The sequence below is a fragment of the Streptomyces sp. NPDC041784 genome (assembly GCF_055591025.1).
The window spans coordinates 91,429-104,422 of sequence record NZ_JBVJAB010000021.1; the positions used below are offsets into that span (position 1 = coordinate 91,429).

Below are 12,994 nucleotides of genomic sequence, written 5' to 3' on the forward strand. Positions count from 1 at the left end.
CGGACCCGGGTGTGGATGGGCTCCCCTCCGGGAGCTCGTTCCGCGTCCCGAGTCGTCAGAAGGCCGCGCCGGGATTCCCGGGCCGGATGCGTCCTCGCCAGGCGCCGGTCTCGCCCCCGCGCTGTTCGATGTAGTCCTTGAAGCGGTGCAGGTCCCCCTTGACCTGACGGTCGATCATGCCGAGCATGTCCGCGCCCTTCTCGGCCATGCCGCTGGGCTCGACGTCCATCGTGAGCTCCACCCGGGTGTGGGTGTCGTCCAGCCGCTGGAACCTGACCGATCCCCGCTGCCGGGTCTCGCCGTCCACGACCCGCCAGGTGATCCGGTCGTCCACCAGCTGGTCGACGATCTCGGTGTCGAACTCGCGCCGCACCCCGCCGATCTTGGTCGTCCAGTGATTGTGCCGCTCGTCGAGCTGCCTCACCTCCTCGACGCCCTCCATGAAGTTCGGGAACTCCTCGAACTGCGTCCACTGGTTGTAGGCCGTATGGACGGGGACCTCGACGTCCACTGCTTCCTTCACCGTGCTCATCGCTTCCTCCTCACAGGCGGTCGTTCCGCACGACGCCGGGTACCCAGGTCCAGCCGAATACCCGGGGTCCAGCCAAATACCTGGGTCCAGAGGTACGAAGAACTGCGTATCGGGTGGATCAGGCGTATCGCGCACCACCAGGGGCACTCGGCCGCCATGAACGCCGAGACAGGAATCCAGGGGTCCTACTGGCTGGAGACCGCACCGCCCGGCGACCCCGCTCCCCCGCCGTCCGGTGATCTGACCGTCGACGTCGCCGTGGTCGGCGCCGGCATCGCCGGACTCACCACGGCCTGGGAGCTGGTCCGGCAAGGACGCGAGGTGGCGGTCTTCGAGGCCGGCCGCGTCGCCGCCGGGGTCACCGGCCACACGACGGCCAAACTGAGCGCCCTGCACACCCTGGTCTACGACCACCTGCGCCACACCCGCGGCCCCGAGGGCGCACGCCTGTACGCGGTCTCGCAGACCGCGGCGATCCGGCACGCCTGCGAGATCGTCGACGAACTCGGCGTCGACTGCGAATGGGAGGAGACGGCGGCCTACACCTACGCCGAGGATCCGCGGCGCGTCGATACGTTACGGGCGGAGGCCGAAGCCGCGCGTGAGGCGGGTCTGCCGGCCGAGTTCGTGACCGGGACGGAGCTGCCCTTCGCGGTCGCCGGCGCGGTCCGGGTGAGCGGGCAGGCTCAGTTCCATCCCCGCAAGTACCTGCTGGCACTCACCGACGACCTGCGCCGGCGCGGCGGCACGGTGTACGAGGGAACGCGCGTCGTCGGCCTCACCGAGGGCGAACCCTGCGTCCTGCGGACGGACGCCGGTGTGTCCGTCCGCGCGGGCGAGGTCGTGATCGCCACGCACTACCCCGCCTTCGACCGGGCCCTGCTGTTCACCCGCCTCAGCCCACGCCGTGAACTCGTCGTCGCCGCCACCATCGACGAGGACCGCGCCCCGCGGGACATGTACATCACACCGGAACAGGCGACGCGCTCCGTGCGCAGTGCGCCGTACCGGGACGGCAAACGCCTGCTCATCGTCACCGGGGAACACTTCACCCCCGGCACCGCGGACGTCGAGGAACGGTTCGCCCGGCTGTCCGCCTGGGCCGACGACCGCTTCGCCGGGCTCACCTTCACCCACCGCTGGGCCACGCAGGACAACGACTCGACCGACTCCGTACCGCTGGTCGGCCCCTTCCACCCCGGCAGCCGGCACACCTACGTGGCGACCGGATTCGGCGGCTGGGGCATGAGCGGCGGCATCATGGCGGGCCGGCTGCTCAGCGATCTGATCATCGGCCGCGAGGTCGCCTGGGACCGCCTCTACGACCCGCGCCGCCTGGCTTCCGTGGCCCGCGAGGGAGTGTCCTTCCTGAAGCACCAGGCCCAGGTCGCCCGGCACTTCGTCGGCGACCGGCTGTCACCCCTGACGGGCCCCTCGCCGGACGACATCCCCCCGGGCCACGGCGCCGTGGTGCGCCGGGGCACACGGCAGTACGCCGTCCACCGGGACGAGAACGGCTCGCTTCAGGCCGTCTCGGCCCGCTGCACCCACCTCGGCTGCATGGTGTCGTTCAACCACGCGGAGCAGGCGTGGGAGTGCCCGTGTCACGGATCGCGCTTCGCCCCGGACGGGCGGGTGCTCCAGGGTCCTGCCGTACGTCCGCTGGAAAAGCGCGACCTCGCGGAATAGACGTGACCGAAAGTAGCTGCAACACACACCTAAAGCGCAAAGCAGGATAATTGCCCCAATGTGGTGGCGTACAGGCGTCGCCCCCGTCGAACAGGCAGGTCACCCCATGGCGAAGAAGCCACAGCCGTCCCAGCCGCCGCACGGTCAGGGCCCCAGCCGTCACAAGGGCACTGAACAGCACGGCTGGTCTCCCGACGTGGACGAGACACGTCAGCAGGACAATCCCAGCGCCCATCGTTCCTTCCATACCGCCGAACACGGCGGCGGCAAGGGCCCAGGACGGACGAAGTCCAAGGAAGAGAGGAAGTCCGTACCGGGCGACTCGGTGGAAAGCGTCGGCGCACGCGGCGAGGAGTATGCCGACACGGACGAGAAGGGCCGGAGGGACACGGGACGCAGAGGTCGCTCCCAGCGCCCCAGCGGCACCAAGGACGCCTCCGCGACGACCGGCATCGACCCTCAGGACCCACCGTCCCGGCGCCGCCCGCGCTAGGTCGCCAGGTCGCCAGGTACCGAGATCCCGACCGCCCAGGCCGATCGCCTTCACTTGTCACGCGCGAGCCATGGGCTGCTCACCGCCGGGCGTCGCAGTGGACGTCCGGCCGGTGACTCGCGTGCCCGGTCGGCCATGCAGGGCGGTGCGCGTCACTAGCGCTGCTGGTCGGCGGCATCAGGCATCGCCGCTTCCCCGGGCGCGCGGCCCGGCCGCCGAGGCCGTGCTCGTGCCCTCGGCGATCTCCTCGTCCGCCTCGTCCTCCGCCTCGCAGATACGGGCGAGGCGAGCCAGCACGGCACGGTGCCGCAGCTGGATGACGACCTCCGCCGCCGCGTTGTGCAGCAGGCCGCCGGCGCCCTCCAGCGGATGCTCGTCCACGATGAGCAGACAGTGCTCACCCCATGGGCGCAGCTCGAACGCGATCCGTGCCGTGCCGAGCGCGCCCGCCTTCGCCTCCAGCTCCAGAGCGATCGGTTCCTCGGACCGCCGCACAACCGTCTCGTTGGCCAGGCGGACCGGGCCGAACCGGACCTCGTAGGAGAGCGCGGCGCCCACCTCCGGCCATCGACCCCGCGTCTGCCGGGACGCCGAGGTGCCCACCACCCACTCCGTGTAGCGGTCGCCGTCCGACAGAACGGCCCACACCGTCCGCGGACTCGCTTTGACCAGCCGATACCTCACTGCCACGGGCACCTCCCGCAGTCGTCACGTTCCTCGCCAAGTGTCCCTGCCGAGGGCTGCCAACCAGAAAGTGGATGCCCGGCCGTTTCTGGGCCGTACGAGGGCGTCCGACTTCAGTTCTGGGGCAAAAGGGTGCCGAGTGGTCCGAGGTCGAGATTGAGATCCTCCGGACGCACTCCGTGCTGCTCGCAGAGTTCTGTCATCCGCTGGTCGAGCAGCATCAACGTGGTTCCGATCTCGTCAGCCTGTTCATCACTGAGATCGCCCTGCTCGATGCGGCGAATCGCCTGGCGCTCCATCAGCTGTCGGAGGAGTTCGACCACGGTGAGAACCAGGGTGACGAGGTCATGTCCCACCTTTTCGGAGTCCAGGTCGAGTCGAGAGCCGGTCACAGCGGGCCTCCGTCCGCCCAGGGCGCCGGGACGCGTTCACTGACGGACGACAGCAGAGCATGGAGCGACAGGCGTACCAGCGGAACGTCGGCGATGGCGATGACCAGGTCACCGCTGATCACCACGCCGGTCGCCAGGACACGGTCCAGCAGGTCGACGAGCGGAACCCCGATGGGGCCGTCCAGGGGCCCGGGGCTGTCCCAGGGCGCCACGTCATGCGTCATGTGATGCGTCACGGCCTACACCTCGCCGACGAACGAATAGGGCACCCACGGCCCTGACAGCTCGATCTGCGCCCCGGTCCGTTCCCGCAGCGCCTGTGTCAGCAGGGTGAGCTCGTCGGCACGGTGTTCTGCCACCAGATAGGTCGCGTTGAGGACCTGAACCCGCCGTTCCCCGGAAGCCTGGGGGCCATGCAGCCGCAGCCGTCGGGACGCTGCGGCGAGGCGGCGGACTTCGGCATCCACTGCTTCCGCGGCCTGCAGCGCGTCGTCCTGACGCCGCTCGCGGCGCTCCTGCGCGCCCCGCTTGCGGTCCAGGTAGGCGAGGCCGGCTCCGGGCGCCGGGCGGGACCGGTCGGTCGGCGTGGTGCTGCGGATCGCATCGTCCGGCGGGCAGGGCGGCACGTACACCTTCACGCCCCATTCGGCGTGGTGCGCAACGCGCTCGAGCGCCGCGTGGAACCGGTCCGCCTCGTCGGCCAGCGCGTCCCGCGCCCTCTCCGCACTCTGGTAGAGCGTGGCCATCGGCAGGGGAACCGTGGGGCAGCAGGCGGCGACCGCGGAGACGACCTCGTGGTGAGCGCGTGCGTATCGCTCCAGTTCCCGCTGGTCGCACAGGCGCGCCTGCCAGGCCTCGTTGGTGAAGTCGCGTGCTCGGACGGTCTGGACGATCGCTGTCAGTGTCTCCAGCGGCAGCGTGCTCACAGGCGCCTCGTCGGTGACACCTGGCAGCCCGGCGACGGCCGACGGGTCCGGGTTCCAGCAGACAGCGAACACATAGGTGGCGTTGGCGTCCGAACGCTCAGGGCCGCGCTCCGTCATGTGTCTCGGTTCTCCTTGGTCCTCGCTGGGGGCATCGCTGCGGGGTCACCGCTTGGGCAGTCGCCGCTTGGGCAATTCGTCCTTCGTGCTGGATTCGAGCGCCTCCAGACGCTCACGCAATGCGCGGTTCTCCTCCTGAAGGGCGCTGCGGGAAGCGCGCGAGCTGAGTGCCGGATCGGTTTCCCACCAGTCGATTCCGGCCTTCTTCGCGGTATCCACGGACGCCACGAACAGGCGGAGCCGGATGGTGAGCAGCTCGATGTCGAGGAGGTCGATCTTGATATCCCCGGCGATCACGATCCCTTTGTCGAGAACGCGCTCCAGGATGTCGGCAAGGTTGGTGGTCTGCGGGCCTGAGACGGGGTAGGACCTCTGCCGGAATTCGACGTCAGACACGGCGTCGCCTCTGCCCTCGTCGCTTCCTGGACGCGGATACGTCCTCGTCCTCCGGCTCCTCCTCGTCCTCCGCTTCCTCCTCTTCCTCGTCCTCGTATGCGCCTTCCGGTTCGCCTTCGTCCTCCGCCCCCTCTCCCTCCTCGTCCTCCTCGTCCTCGTAGACGCCTTCGGATTCGTCTTCGTCCTCGTATGCGGAGTCGGCGCCTTCCCCGGCCTCGCCTTCGTCTTCACCCTCGGGCTCCTCGGGCTCCTCGCCCTCGGATTCCTCCTGCTCGGCCTGCTCTTCCTCCATGGCGTCCTCGTGGGACACGACGACTTCACCGTCACGGATTTCACCGCGCCAGCCTTCGGGCTCTTCATCGGTGAGGGTGACGTACCGCTGGAAGTTCTTGAAGTCCAGTCGCATGCGGCGCCCTTGGACCCGCCACAGGTTGCCCGTCTTCTCGAAGAACCCGGACGGGTAGTACTCCACGACCAGGACGATGCGCGTCAGGGTGGGTGCCAGTTCATGGAAACTGACCACGCCGCGGGTGGTTCCCTCGGACCCTTCGGAGGTCCAGACGATGCGGTCGTCAGGAATCTGTTCCTGAACGGTCGCCTTGAAGCTGCGCGAGAAAGGGCCGACCTTGACCTTCCAGTCGCTCTCCACCTCGTCACTCTTCGAAACGTCGCGAACGCCCTTCGCGAAGCTGCTGAATTGGTCGTACTGTGTCCAGTGGTCGTAAGCGTCACGCAGGGGCACTCCCACATCGAGAACCTCGATGATGTTCATGACCTTGCCGCCGTTGGACTTGCGTTTCCCTTTCCCTCCGCCGAAGGCTTCCTTGGCCTTCCCCACAACGTTGTCCTTGACACCCTTGGCCTTCTCCGAAGCGAATGCCTTCAGCGGGGAGTCGCCCTTGAGGATGCGGGAGCCGATCGCGGGAAGCGAGCCACCGTTCTCGGCCGCATCGGAAAGCTTCCCGGTAACGTCGGTCAGTTTGTCACCCGCCTTCTCGGCGAGATTCTCCACCTGCGCGGAGAGGAAGTTGGCCAGCTCTTCGCGGAGCCGGTCCACACCCGACGCTTCCTCTGTGGGCTGGTCTTTCTCCGTCTTGGTCATGACTGGCTACCTCCGACGATCGACGCGCTTGGATGCTGCTCGCTTCGATGACGTCGTCTTCCTGGCCGCGGACTTCTTGGCAGGAGCGGTCTTCTTCGCCGCTGCCTTCTTGGCAGGAGCGGTCTTCTTCGCCGCCGTCTTCCTGGCAGGAGCGGTCTTCTTCGCCGCCGTCTTCCTGGCCGCGGACTTCTTGGCGGGAGCGGCCTTCTTGGCGGCGGCGGACTTCTTCGCCGCCGTCTTCTTGGCCGGTTCAGCCTTCCGTGGCGCGGCCTTGGCCGCCCGAGCCGCGGGAGCGGCCTTCTTGCGTGCCGCCGGTGCGGGTGTCCTGCGGGACCGAGCCGATCGCGGAGAACCGCGGCGCCGCGGGGGCCGCTCCTCTTCCGGCTCTTCCTCCTCCGGCTCTTCCTCTTCCTCTTCGCCCTCGGCCTCGGCCTCGGCCTCGGCCTCGTATTCGTCTTCCGGCTGGCCCTCTTCCTCTCCCTCAGCCTCCTGGTCCTCTTCGTACTCGGCCTCCGGCTCTTCCTCCTCCGGCTCTTCCGGCTCTTCCTCTTCTTCTTCCTCGTACTCCGCGTCTTCGTCTTCCGGCGCGTACTCCTCCGCCTCGTCCTCGTCCTCGTCCGCCTTCTGGCCGATCCGGGCCGTGCGGTCGCTGAGGGCGTCGGCAAGCGTGCTCATGCCCCGGTCGGCAGCGGCAGTCACTGCCTTGCGGCCCGCTTCGAGGACTTCCCCTCGCAACTGCTCCTGCAACTCGGCGAACTGCGGAATCTCCCCCAGCCTGCGCATCCCTTCGGCCGCGAGCTGACGAGGTTCGAGGCCGAATCGCCGACCCGCGAGATAGGTCGCCACGGACAGAGCCAGTCGGCCCTTCTTCGTCCGGCCGAGCACATAGCCGCCCACTACAGCGGCCGCGAGCGCCACCTTTTCCTTGTCATCCATGAGTGCTCACCTTCGATCGTTCGGCGCAGGGCAGACCCGTGCGGCATGCAGCCGGTCGAGCAGCCGTTCCTCTTCCCTTTCGAACTCCTCCAAGCTGATGTCTCCGTCTTCGAGTTCCCGGTTCAGCTGAGCCAGCTGGGCACGGAGCACTCCTGGGTCGTGCAACTCGCGCTCAGCCGCGTCGTTGAGCTTCTCCGCCACCCACATCACGCCGCGGACCGGTGCGATGGGGAGCGTGAGCAGTCCGGTGATCAGTCCCATGTCAGACTCCGACGGTCCGAACACGCCTGCCTCCAGCGGAGACAAAGCTGTAGCAGGGCAGCGGGCCCGCGAGACGCACCTCGACACGTTCGGAGTGCGTCTCGGCGAATTGCTCCGCCGCGCTTCGGAAGTCGTCGCTGTCGCCGCGGTCGACGAGGAACGACATGTTCAGCACGCATCCCTGGACTTCGGGCCCCGAGGCAACCGCACGGGCCCTGGGTGTGAGCTCGCGCAGAAGTCCCCGACCGGCTTCCGCGGCCCTGCTCTCCAGAGCGGCCGCCACGGCTTCACCCAGTCGGAGGTTGGCTTCGTACCCGGGCCGCCGAAGCGCCTCGTCCCGCAGCCGCCGGAGTTTCTTGTCGTCCGCGAGGAGGCTTCTCAACGCGTTCTGTGCCGGGAACGCCTTGACGTTGACCTCGACCCCGTCGGAGAGATGTTCCAGTGCGGCCATGTGGTCCGCCTCGCCGGCGGCCAGCTGACCCCGCACCGTCTCCTCGTCCGGTGCGACCATCCCGAACCGCATGGGCAGTACCGGACCCTGGTCCGAAAGGCGCAGCAACACTTCCTGGTGGGCCAGCAGATCGCGTCGTCTGGCGCGCAGATTCGGGGGAGCCTCACTGACGACAGCGGCGACCCGCCCCTGCTGGATCGTTCGCAGCGGGGCAGCCGGGCTGCCCACACCGCCCACGTCCGTCGGCAATCGTCTCCTCGCCCGGATGATCGCGTAGACGTACACACCGTCGGCTGTCACGACTGTCACGACTCATGCCTCCACGGGTCGTCGTCGGCTCGTACCGCCACGGGCGGGAGCACGCCGCTTCCTCGGCCGTTCCTGCTGCTCTTCCTCGTCCTCGTCAGGCTCGTCGGTGTCGTCGCCCCGGCCCCCGACCGCCTTGCGCACGGTGTCACCCACGCCTTCCGCGGCCTCGCGGACCTTGCGTTTGCCGATGGACTTGGCAGCCCTTCCGCTGAACAGCTCGGGAACGGTGGTGCTGCCGGAATCACGCTCCAGGTCCAGCCGGTTGCACGCTTCCGCGAACCTCAGGTAGGTGTCCACACTCGCCACGACGATGCGCGCGTCTATCTTGAGGATCTCGATGCCGACCAGGGAGACCCGGACGAACACGTCGATCACCATGCCCCGATCAAGGATGAGTTCCAGCACGTCGTACAACGTGCTGGCGCGCGGTGGGCACGCCACTACCTCGTCGGAGTAGGTGGTCGCAGGCATAGGGCGTCCTTCCGCTTGTCAGGCAAACCTGGGGTCACTCATCGGCGGACCCTCGCCGATAGCGGCGGACCCTGGAGTACTCAAGGAGTTCGCCGTCCTGATCGAGCTGCACCTCGTACGAGGCAAGCAGGCTCGTCGTGTCCGGAATCCGGGGCAGCTCAAGGACGTCCACGACGACGCACCAACCGTCGTCGGTACGTCTCACCGCTGATACGCCCTCCGTGGGGTGGCCGATCAGCCCCTCCAGGCTCCGGCAAGCAGCACGCGCGGCATGCTCCGCTCCCCGCACTGTTGCCGTGCGGCGACGAGCGGCTGTCGTCGAGGATTTCCCGGCGCGCGGCCGACGTTCTTCTGCCATGAATACAAGTCTGATCGGTATCGGACGACGCGCACCTTGAGCGAAGCAGTCGGGCGCACGTGCCGGCCCGCCAGGCGTGCGCTCACCTCACCCTCTCCTGGCCCGTGTGCCGCGTGTGCCGCGTGTGCGCCGAGTGCAGCCTCTCGACCGACACCGCGAGGTCGGTCACCTCCATGCCGGCCCATGTCCTGAGCCGTTCGGTGACCTCCCGGCGCACCGCGGCGCACTGCGCCCCGATGTCGGACGGGTAGCCGAGCTCGACTGTGATGCGCAGCCGTGCCTCGCCGAGCACCGCCTGCCGTCCGGCGGCGGACTCGGCGTCTCGTCGTACTGCGGTACTCCGCTCCGGTGCCCGCCGCACGGAGGTGGTCACGCTTGGCGTCCGGCGGCCGGGGGGTACGTGGCCGGCCGACTCGGTGGACCGGCTCAGCGCCTCGCGCGCCACCTGGGAAGCGATCTTCGCCACGACCCGGTCGGCGACGGTGATCGCACCGCGCTCCGCTCGGGGGATGCCCGGACGCCGACCGGCCTCACCGGTCACTGCCGCCAGTCTCCCCGAGCCCGTCGCCGGTCGTCGCGGATCCGCTCCTGCCGGTCCCGGCGGCGGACGAAGTCGCCCGCTTCGAGATCACCTTCCATGAACCGCCCGGCCACGAAACCGACGGCGCCCAGGCCCAGCACCAGCAGGAAGGCCCAGAAGTCACCGAAATACGCGGCGAAACCCAGCGCCATTCCGGCGATCAAGCCCACCACGGCCCTGCTCATCACGCGCTCCTTCACTCGAGCGGGCTGCCCCGCCCCGGTCACTGGACCCGCTGCCACACTTCCCCTTCGTCCTCCTCATCGGGAAGCTTCACGTCGCTGACCATGATGTTGACTTCCACGACGTCCCGACCCGCCATCCGCTCCACCGCGGAGATCACGTTCTCCCGCACCGCACCGGCCACGTCCGTGATCGAGACGCCGTAGTCGACGACGATCTCCAGATCGATGGCAGCCTGCCGCTCTCCGACCTCTACGCTGACCCCGCGTTTGGCGGATCTGCCGCTACCGGCGCCAGGCATCCGCTCCCGCATGGATCCCATCGAGCGCGCGAATCCGCTACCCAGCGCGTAGACACCGATCACGTCCCGTGCGGCCAAACCGGCAATCTTCTCCACCACCACATCGGCGATGGTCGTCCGGCCGCGAGAACCGGGCGCACCGCCCTGCTCTGCGCCGGTGTTCTCAGCCATGAGGACATTCCTCCCTTAGCTGATACCTGATAGCCGATACCTGACACCATTTATTTACGCCACATCATATTTTATGACATTTCACCGGATTCATGGCCCCTGAAGGCGGGGCAGGGTGGTCAACCAGGCGGCGGAGCGAGCGCCCCTGTCCGGCCCTGGTCCGGACGGACGCTCCGGCGCAGTTCCGCGTACCACCAGGTCTCGCAGGCCGCCACCGCCGCAAGCAGCACGACGACGCCCGACAGTCCGGCCGGCGGCGGCAGCGTGCGCCGAGGGCGGCACCGAGCTGGGGCGCTTCCTGCGGGCCCGACGCGCTCGGCTGACGCCCTCCGAGACCGGGCTCACGCCAGGGACCGGGCTGCGCCGCACGCCCGGGCTGCGCCGCGAGGAACCTGCCGCCCTCGCCAGCCGGCATCACCATCGACTACTGCACCCCTCGAACGCGGCAAGGAGACCCGCCCCGGCCCGTCCGTCGTGGACTCCCTCGCCCGTGCCCTGCGCCTGGAGGACGACGAGCACGAGCATCTGCGCACCCTCGCGAGCATGGCCGGCCAAGGACCGCAACATCGCCCGCTACGTCTTCCGCCACCCCGCCGCCCACAGCCTGTTCGACGAGCCGGAGCACGACGCCCTGGTGCTCCTGGACATGCCCGGCTCTGCCGCCGGGTAGGCCGTCCGAGGACTTCCGGCGTCAGGCGCGGGCGAGTTCGGCGGCGCCGAAGGAGACGTCGAAGCGGTCGCACCAGATGCTGACGCTGGTGTAGCGGGCGGGGTCGATGCCGTCGGGCACGGCGTAGTTCTGGCTGCCCTTGTTGCCCTTGAGCTTGCCGAGGCTGACGTACTCCCCGTCGTCGAAGACGCGCCAGCCGCCCGTCCCCTCCTTCACCGGTGCGTCGGTCAGCAGCACGCGCAGGTCCGGCCCGTTGCTGGTGTCGAGCTGCTCCAGCCGGACGACGTGGGAGCCGTCGTCCAGTCGTACGAGCTTCACCGTGCCCGACGTCGTGTGCTCGTGGCTGATGAGCCGACCGCTCGCCAGCGTCCGCGGCCCGGCCGGCGAGGACGATGCCCCGGAGGGCGCCGCCGCGGGAGGAGCGGTCGCCACAACCGCGGGCAGGGGCTCCTCGACGGTCTCGTCCTGCCACAGCTTCCACGGCTGGAACCAGTACAGCCCGAAACCGAACCCGGCCATCGCCACCACCAGCGCCCCGATGACCAACGGACTGGTCAGTACCTTCCGCACGCGCCCCATCCCCGCCTCCCGAGAGTGTGCCTGTCGCCACCCCATTCAACGGTGCGAGCGGCCCTCCCGAGCTCCGCGGGAGATGACGAAACCCTTACGTCGCCGTCCGGGCGCCCACCGCCCGGTAGCTCACTGCGCCACCCCGTCGGGTTCGTCCGCCACGGACGGGTGGACGTATCTGCCCTCGTGGAACGGGGTGAACCACGACCGGAACGCCCTGGGCGCGAATCCCGGAACCGCACCCGCCACGGCCTCGTCGATTCCGTCCGTGACGCCGTCGGTGATCCCGTCCGTCGAGTCGTCGTAGAGCCACTCGTGGTCCATGTCCTCGTACACATGGTCGACGAAGGCGGCGAGAGCGGCCGACACGTCGTCGTCGAGAAGGCCGTGGAGTTCCAGGGTCGTGGTCGCCTGGCCGAGGAGGAATCTCAGGGCGAGTTCCTCGGCGACGCAGCTGAGGCGCTGGAAGCTTCCGTCGGTGAAGCGGGTGGTCAGGGCGATCACGGTCACCAGGAAGCGGCGGGCGAAGCGGGCGTCGTACTGGAGCGCGTAGCGGTCCGGAAGGCGTTCCAGGTGCCACAGGGGTCCCTCGCATTCCGCGACCGTGGCGTCCTCCTGGGTCAGGACCTGCACGTCCTCGAAGAGTTCGTCCACCAGGGCGTCCGTCGCGTGGACCAGCGCACCCGCGGCGAGCCGGGCACTCTCCCGGGAGACGGCGAACACCTCGTCGCCGCCCTCCCCCTCCTCGAACTCGTCCTCATCGTCGGGTACACCGAACGCGGCGGGAGGGAAGGAGCGCAGTCTGCTCGCCGACCTCAGCATCCGGCTTCGTACGGCCGAGGTCTTGTCGTCGGCGTCGTGGCCCGCGTCGGTGCCCTCGGTCGTCGGGCTCTGGGTGTGGCGGGCCTTGCGGGCGGCGGGGTCGTCGGGCGGGGCGTCAGGACCTTCGGCGGCGTCGAGGCTCTTCCTGGCCAGGTCCTGGTGGAGTTCGACCTCGCACCGGTCGATCGTCCAGTCCGCCAACAGCTCGGTGCGCTCCAGCAGTTCGTCCGCGAGCGCGTGCACCGAGTCCTCGGCGAACTCCAGGGCCGGAGCCTCCACGACGACCTTGAGCAGGGCGCCGCCCGGGTGGACGGCCACGATGGTGTCGAGAACATCGACTTGCACGCCGTCGGGCCCCTCGACGGCCCGGACGGAGTCGAATCCGTCCTCGATGAGCGCCACGGCGCCGGCGCGCTGGAGCGGGTCCATCTCCGGAGTGCCCTCCGGGATGCAGATGTCAACGGTCACTACGTACGTCACGCGTCCGAGCCTTACAGGAGTAACCGCCCCGCGCGAGGGCTCCGCACGAAGACGTCCAGCCGCGGCGGCAGGGCCTCCTGGCACCGGAATCGGTTCGCCC

General features: G+C 69.0%; 20 protein-coding genes. 3 read left to right on the forward strand and 17 right to left on the reverse strand.

The genetic code is table 11. The features are described from left to right. Positions 1 to 55 precede the first annotated feature (55 nt). Complete coding sequence (locus ACZ6D7_RS34365) at positions 56 to 532, reverse strand: SRPBCC family protein (RefSeq protein ID WP_469499612.1); 477 nt, start codon at positions 530 to 532, stop codon at positions 56 to 58. A gap of 156 nt (positions 533 to 688) precedes the next feature. Here ACZ6D7_RS34365 and ACZ6D7_RS34370 point away from each other — a divergent pair, with 156 nt between their 5' ends. Together ACZ6D7_RS34370 and ACZ6D7_RS34375 are read left to right on the forward strand one after the other, a co-directional pair. Next, positions 689 to 2,221: an FAD-dependent oxidoreductase gene (locus tag ACZ6D7_RS34370; protein WP_469499615.1), complete on the forward strand. Its 1,533-nt coding sequence runs from the start codon at positions 689 to 691 to the stop codon at positions 2,219 to 2,221. Positions 2,222 to 2,327: 106 nt separating this feature from the next. Continuing rightward, positions 2,328 to 2,714, forward strand: a complete 387-nt coding sequence (locus ACZ6D7_RS34375; protein ID WP_469499618.1) for a hypothetical protein — start codon at positions 2,328 to 2,330, stop codon at positions 2,712 to 2,714. Positions 2,715 to 2,891: 177 nt separating this feature from the next. On the opposite strand, the gene ACZ6D7_RS34380 is transcribed toward ACZ6D7_RS34375, so the two are convergent. From ACZ6D7_RS34380 to ACZ6D7_RS34445, 14 genes are all read right to left on the reverse strand, one after another. Further along, the gene (locus ACZ6D7_RS34380) at positions 2,892 to 3,404 is read right to left on the reverse strand and encodes an SRPBCC family protein (protein ID WP_469499620.1); all 513 of its coding nucleotides are present in this window, start codon (positions 3,402 to 3,404) and stop codon (positions 2,892 to 2,894) included. Positions 3,405 to 3,511: 107 nt separating this feature from the next. Then, positions 3,512 to 3,790: a gas vesicle protein K gene (locus ACZ6D7_RS34385; RefSeq protein WP_469499623.1), complete on the reverse strand. Its 279-nt coding sequence runs from the start codon at positions 3,788 to 3,790 to the stop codon at positions 3,512 to 3,514. Beyond that, positions 3,787 to 4,014, reverse strand: a complete 228-nt coding sequence (locus ACZ6D7_RS34390; RefSeq protein ID WP_469499740.1) for a gas vesicle protein — start codon at positions 4,012 to 4,014, stop codon at positions 3,787 to 3,789. Before ACZ6D7_RS34390 ends, ACZ6D7_RS34385 begins: the two co-directional genes overlap by 4 nt. Before the next feature lie 15 nt (positions 4,015 to 4,029). Next, positions 4,030 to 4,833 carry a GvpL/GvpF family gas vesicle protein gene (locus ACZ6D7_RS34395; protein WP_469499626.1) on the reverse strand — a complete coding sequence of 268 codons (804 nt, stop codon included), beginning with the start codon at positions 4,831 to 4,833 and terminating at the stop codon, positions 4,030 to 4,032. A 45-nt stretch (positions 4,834 to 4,878) separates the two neighbouring features. Then, positions 4,879 to 5,229 carry a gas vesicle protein gene (locus ACZ6D7_RS34400; protein WP_469499628.1) on the reverse strand — a complete coding sequence of 117 codons (351 nt, stop codon included), beginning with the start codon at positions 5,227 to 5,229 and terminating at the stop codon, positions 4,879 to 4,881. Further along, positions 5,222 to 6,331, reverse strand: a complete 1,110-nt coding sequence (locus ACZ6D7_RS34405) for an SRPBCC family protein (protein WP_469499631.1) — start codon at positions 6,329 to 6,331, stop codon at positions 5,222 to 5,224. The genes ACZ6D7_RS34400 and ACZ6D7_RS34405 overlap by 8 nt, the downstream gene beginning before the upstream one ends. A 6-nt stretch (positions 6,332 to 6,337) precedes the next feature. Further along, positions 6,338 to 7,267, reverse strand: coding sequence for a histone protein (locus ACZ6D7_RS34410; protein ID WP_469499634.1), 930 nt, complete (start codon positions 7,265 to 7,267; stop codon positions 6,338 to 6,340). A gap of 6 nt (positions 7,268 to 7,273) precedes the next feature. Continuing rightward, positions 7,274 to 7,528, reverse strand: a complete 255-nt coding sequence (locus tag ACZ6D7_RS34415) for a gas vesicle protein GvpG (protein WP_469499637.1) — start codon at positions 7,526 to 7,528, stop codon at positions 7,274 to 7,276. 1 nt (position 7,529) lies between these two features. Further along, positions 7,530 to 8,279 carry a GvpL/GvpF family gas vesicle protein gene (locus tag ACZ6D7_RS34420; protein WP_469499742.1) on the reverse strand — a complete coding sequence of 250 codons (750 nt, stop codon included), beginning with the start codon at positions 8,277 to 8,279 and terminating at the stop codon, positions 7,530 to 7,532. Positions 8,280 to 8,291: 12 nt separating this feature from the next. Beyond that, a complete protein-coding gene (gene gvpJ / locus ACZ6D7_RS34425; RefSeq protein WP_469499640.1) occupies positions 8,292 to 8,759 on the reverse strand; it encodes a gas vesicle protein GvpJ in 468 nt (155 codons plus the stop codon). A 34-nt stretch (positions 8,760 to 8,793) separates the two neighbouring features. After that, positions 8,794 to 9,117, reverse strand: a complete 324-nt coding sequence (locus tag ACZ6D7_RS34430; protein ID WP_469499643.1) for a gas vesicle protein GvpO — start codon at positions 9,115 to 9,117, stop codon at positions 8,794 to 8,796. 82 nt (positions 9,118 to 9,199) lie between these two features. Then, positions 9,200 to 9,658, reverse strand: coding sequence for an Asp23/Gls24 family envelope stress response protein (locus ACZ6D7_RS34435; protein ID WP_469499646.1), 459 nt, complete (start codon positions 9,656 to 9,658; stop codon positions 9,200 to 9,202). Continuing rightward, a complete protein-coding gene (locus ACZ6D7_RS34440; protein WP_469499649.1) occupies positions 9,655 to 9,882 on the reverse strand; it encodes a hypothetical protein in 228 nt (75 codons plus the stop codon). Before ACZ6D7_RS34440 ends, ACZ6D7_RS34435 begins: the two co-directional genes overlap by 4 nt. A gap of 38 nt (positions 9,883 to 9,920) precedes the next feature. Next, the gene (locus ACZ6D7_RS34445; protein WP_469499652.1) at positions 9,921 to 10,352 is read right to left on the reverse strand and encodes an Asp23/Gls24 family envelope stress response protein; all 432 of its coding nucleotides are present in this window, start codon (positions 10,350 to 10,352) and stop codon (positions 9,921 to 9,923) included. A 490-nt stretch (positions 10,353 to 10,842) separates the two neighbouring features. Between ACZ6D7_RS34445 and ACZ6D7_RS34450 the strand changes: the two genes are divergently transcribed. Next, positions 10,843 to 11,022: a hypothetical protein gene (locus ACZ6D7_RS34450; protein ID WP_469499654.1), complete on the forward strand. Its 180-nt coding sequence runs from the start codon at positions 10,843 to 10,845 to the stop codon at positions 11,020 to 11,022. A gap of 21 nt (positions 11,023 to 11,043) precedes the next feature. Here ACZ6D7_RS34450 and ACZ6D7_RS34455 read toward each other — a convergent pair whose 3' ends face one another. Together ACZ6D7_RS34455 and ACZ6D7_RS34460 are read right to left on the reverse strand one after the other, a co-directional pair. Next, a complete protein-coding gene (locus ACZ6D7_RS34455) occupies positions 11,044 to 11,601 on the reverse strand; it encodes a DM13 domain-containing protein (RefSeq protein WP_469499657.1) in 558 nt (185 codons plus the stop codon). A gap of 120 nt (positions 11,602 to 11,721) precedes the next feature. Continuing rightward, positions 11,722 to 12,894, reverse strand: a complete 1,173-nt coding sequence (locus ACZ6D7_RS34460; RefSeq protein ID WP_469499660.1) for a hypothetical protein — start codon at positions 12,892 to 12,894, stop codon at positions 11,722 to 11,724. Between the last annotated feature and the right edge of the window lie 100 nt (positions 12,895 to 12,994).

Excerpts from the sequence above, each read along its gene's own strand:
- ACZ6D7_RS34415 (WP_469499637.1), bottom strand. The coding sequence starts at position 7,528 with ATGGGACTGATCACCGGACTGCTCACGCTCCCCATCGCACCGGTCCGC.
- ACZ6D7_RS34370 (WP_469499615.1), top strand. The coding sequence starts at position 689 with ATGAACGCCGAGACAGGAATCCAGGGGTCCTACTGGCTGGAGACCGCA.
- ACZ6D7_RS34440 (WP_469499649.1), bottom strand. The coding sequence starts at position 9,882 with ATGAGCAGGGCCGTGGTGGGCTTGATCGCCGGAATGGCGCTGGGTTTC.
- ACZ6D7_RS34390 (WP_469499740.1), bottom strand. The coding sequence starts at position 4,014 with ATGACGCATGACGTGGCGCCCTGGGACAGCCCCGGGCCCCTGGACGGC.
- ACZ6D7_RS34365 (WP_469499612.1), bottom strand. The coding sequence starts at position 532 with ATGAGCACGGTGAAGGAAGCAGTGGACGTCGAGGTCCCCGTCCATACG.
- ACZ6D7_RS34445 (WP_469499652.1), bottom strand. The coding sequence starts at position 10,352 with ATGGCTGAGAACACCGGCGCAGAGCAGGGCGGTGCGCCCGGTTCTCGC.
- ACZ6D7_RS34405 (WP_469499631.1), bottom strand. The coding sequence starts at position 6,331 with ATGACCAAGACGGAGAAAGACCAGCCCACAGAGGAAGCGTCGGGTGTG.
- ACZ6D7_RS34430 (WP_469499643.1), bottom strand. The coding sequence starts at position 9,117 with ATGGCAGAAGAACGTCGGCCGCGCGCCGGGAAATCCTCGACGACAGCC.
- ACZ6D7_RS34455 (WP_469499657.1), bottom strand. The coding sequence starts at position 11,601 with ATGGGGCGCGTGCGGAAGGTACTGACCAGTCCGTTGGTCATCGGGGCG.
- ACZ6D7_RS34410 (WP_469499634.1), bottom strand. The coding sequence starts at position 7,267 with ATGGATGACAAGGAAAAGGTGGCGCTCGCGGCCGCTGTAGTGGGCGGC.
- gvpJ (WP_469499640.1), bottom strand. The coding sequence starts at position 8,759 with ATGCCTGCGACCACCTACTCCGACGAGGTAGTGGCGTGCCCACCGCGC.
- ACZ6D7_RS34395 (WP_469499626.1), bottom strand. The coding sequence starts at position 4,833 with ATGACGGAGCGCGGCCCTGAGCGTTCGGACGCCAACGCCACCTATGTG.
- ACZ6D7_RS34375 (WP_469499618.1), top strand. The coding sequence starts at position 2,328 with ATGGCGAAGAAGCCACAGCCGTCCCAGCCGCCGCACGGTCAGGGCCCC.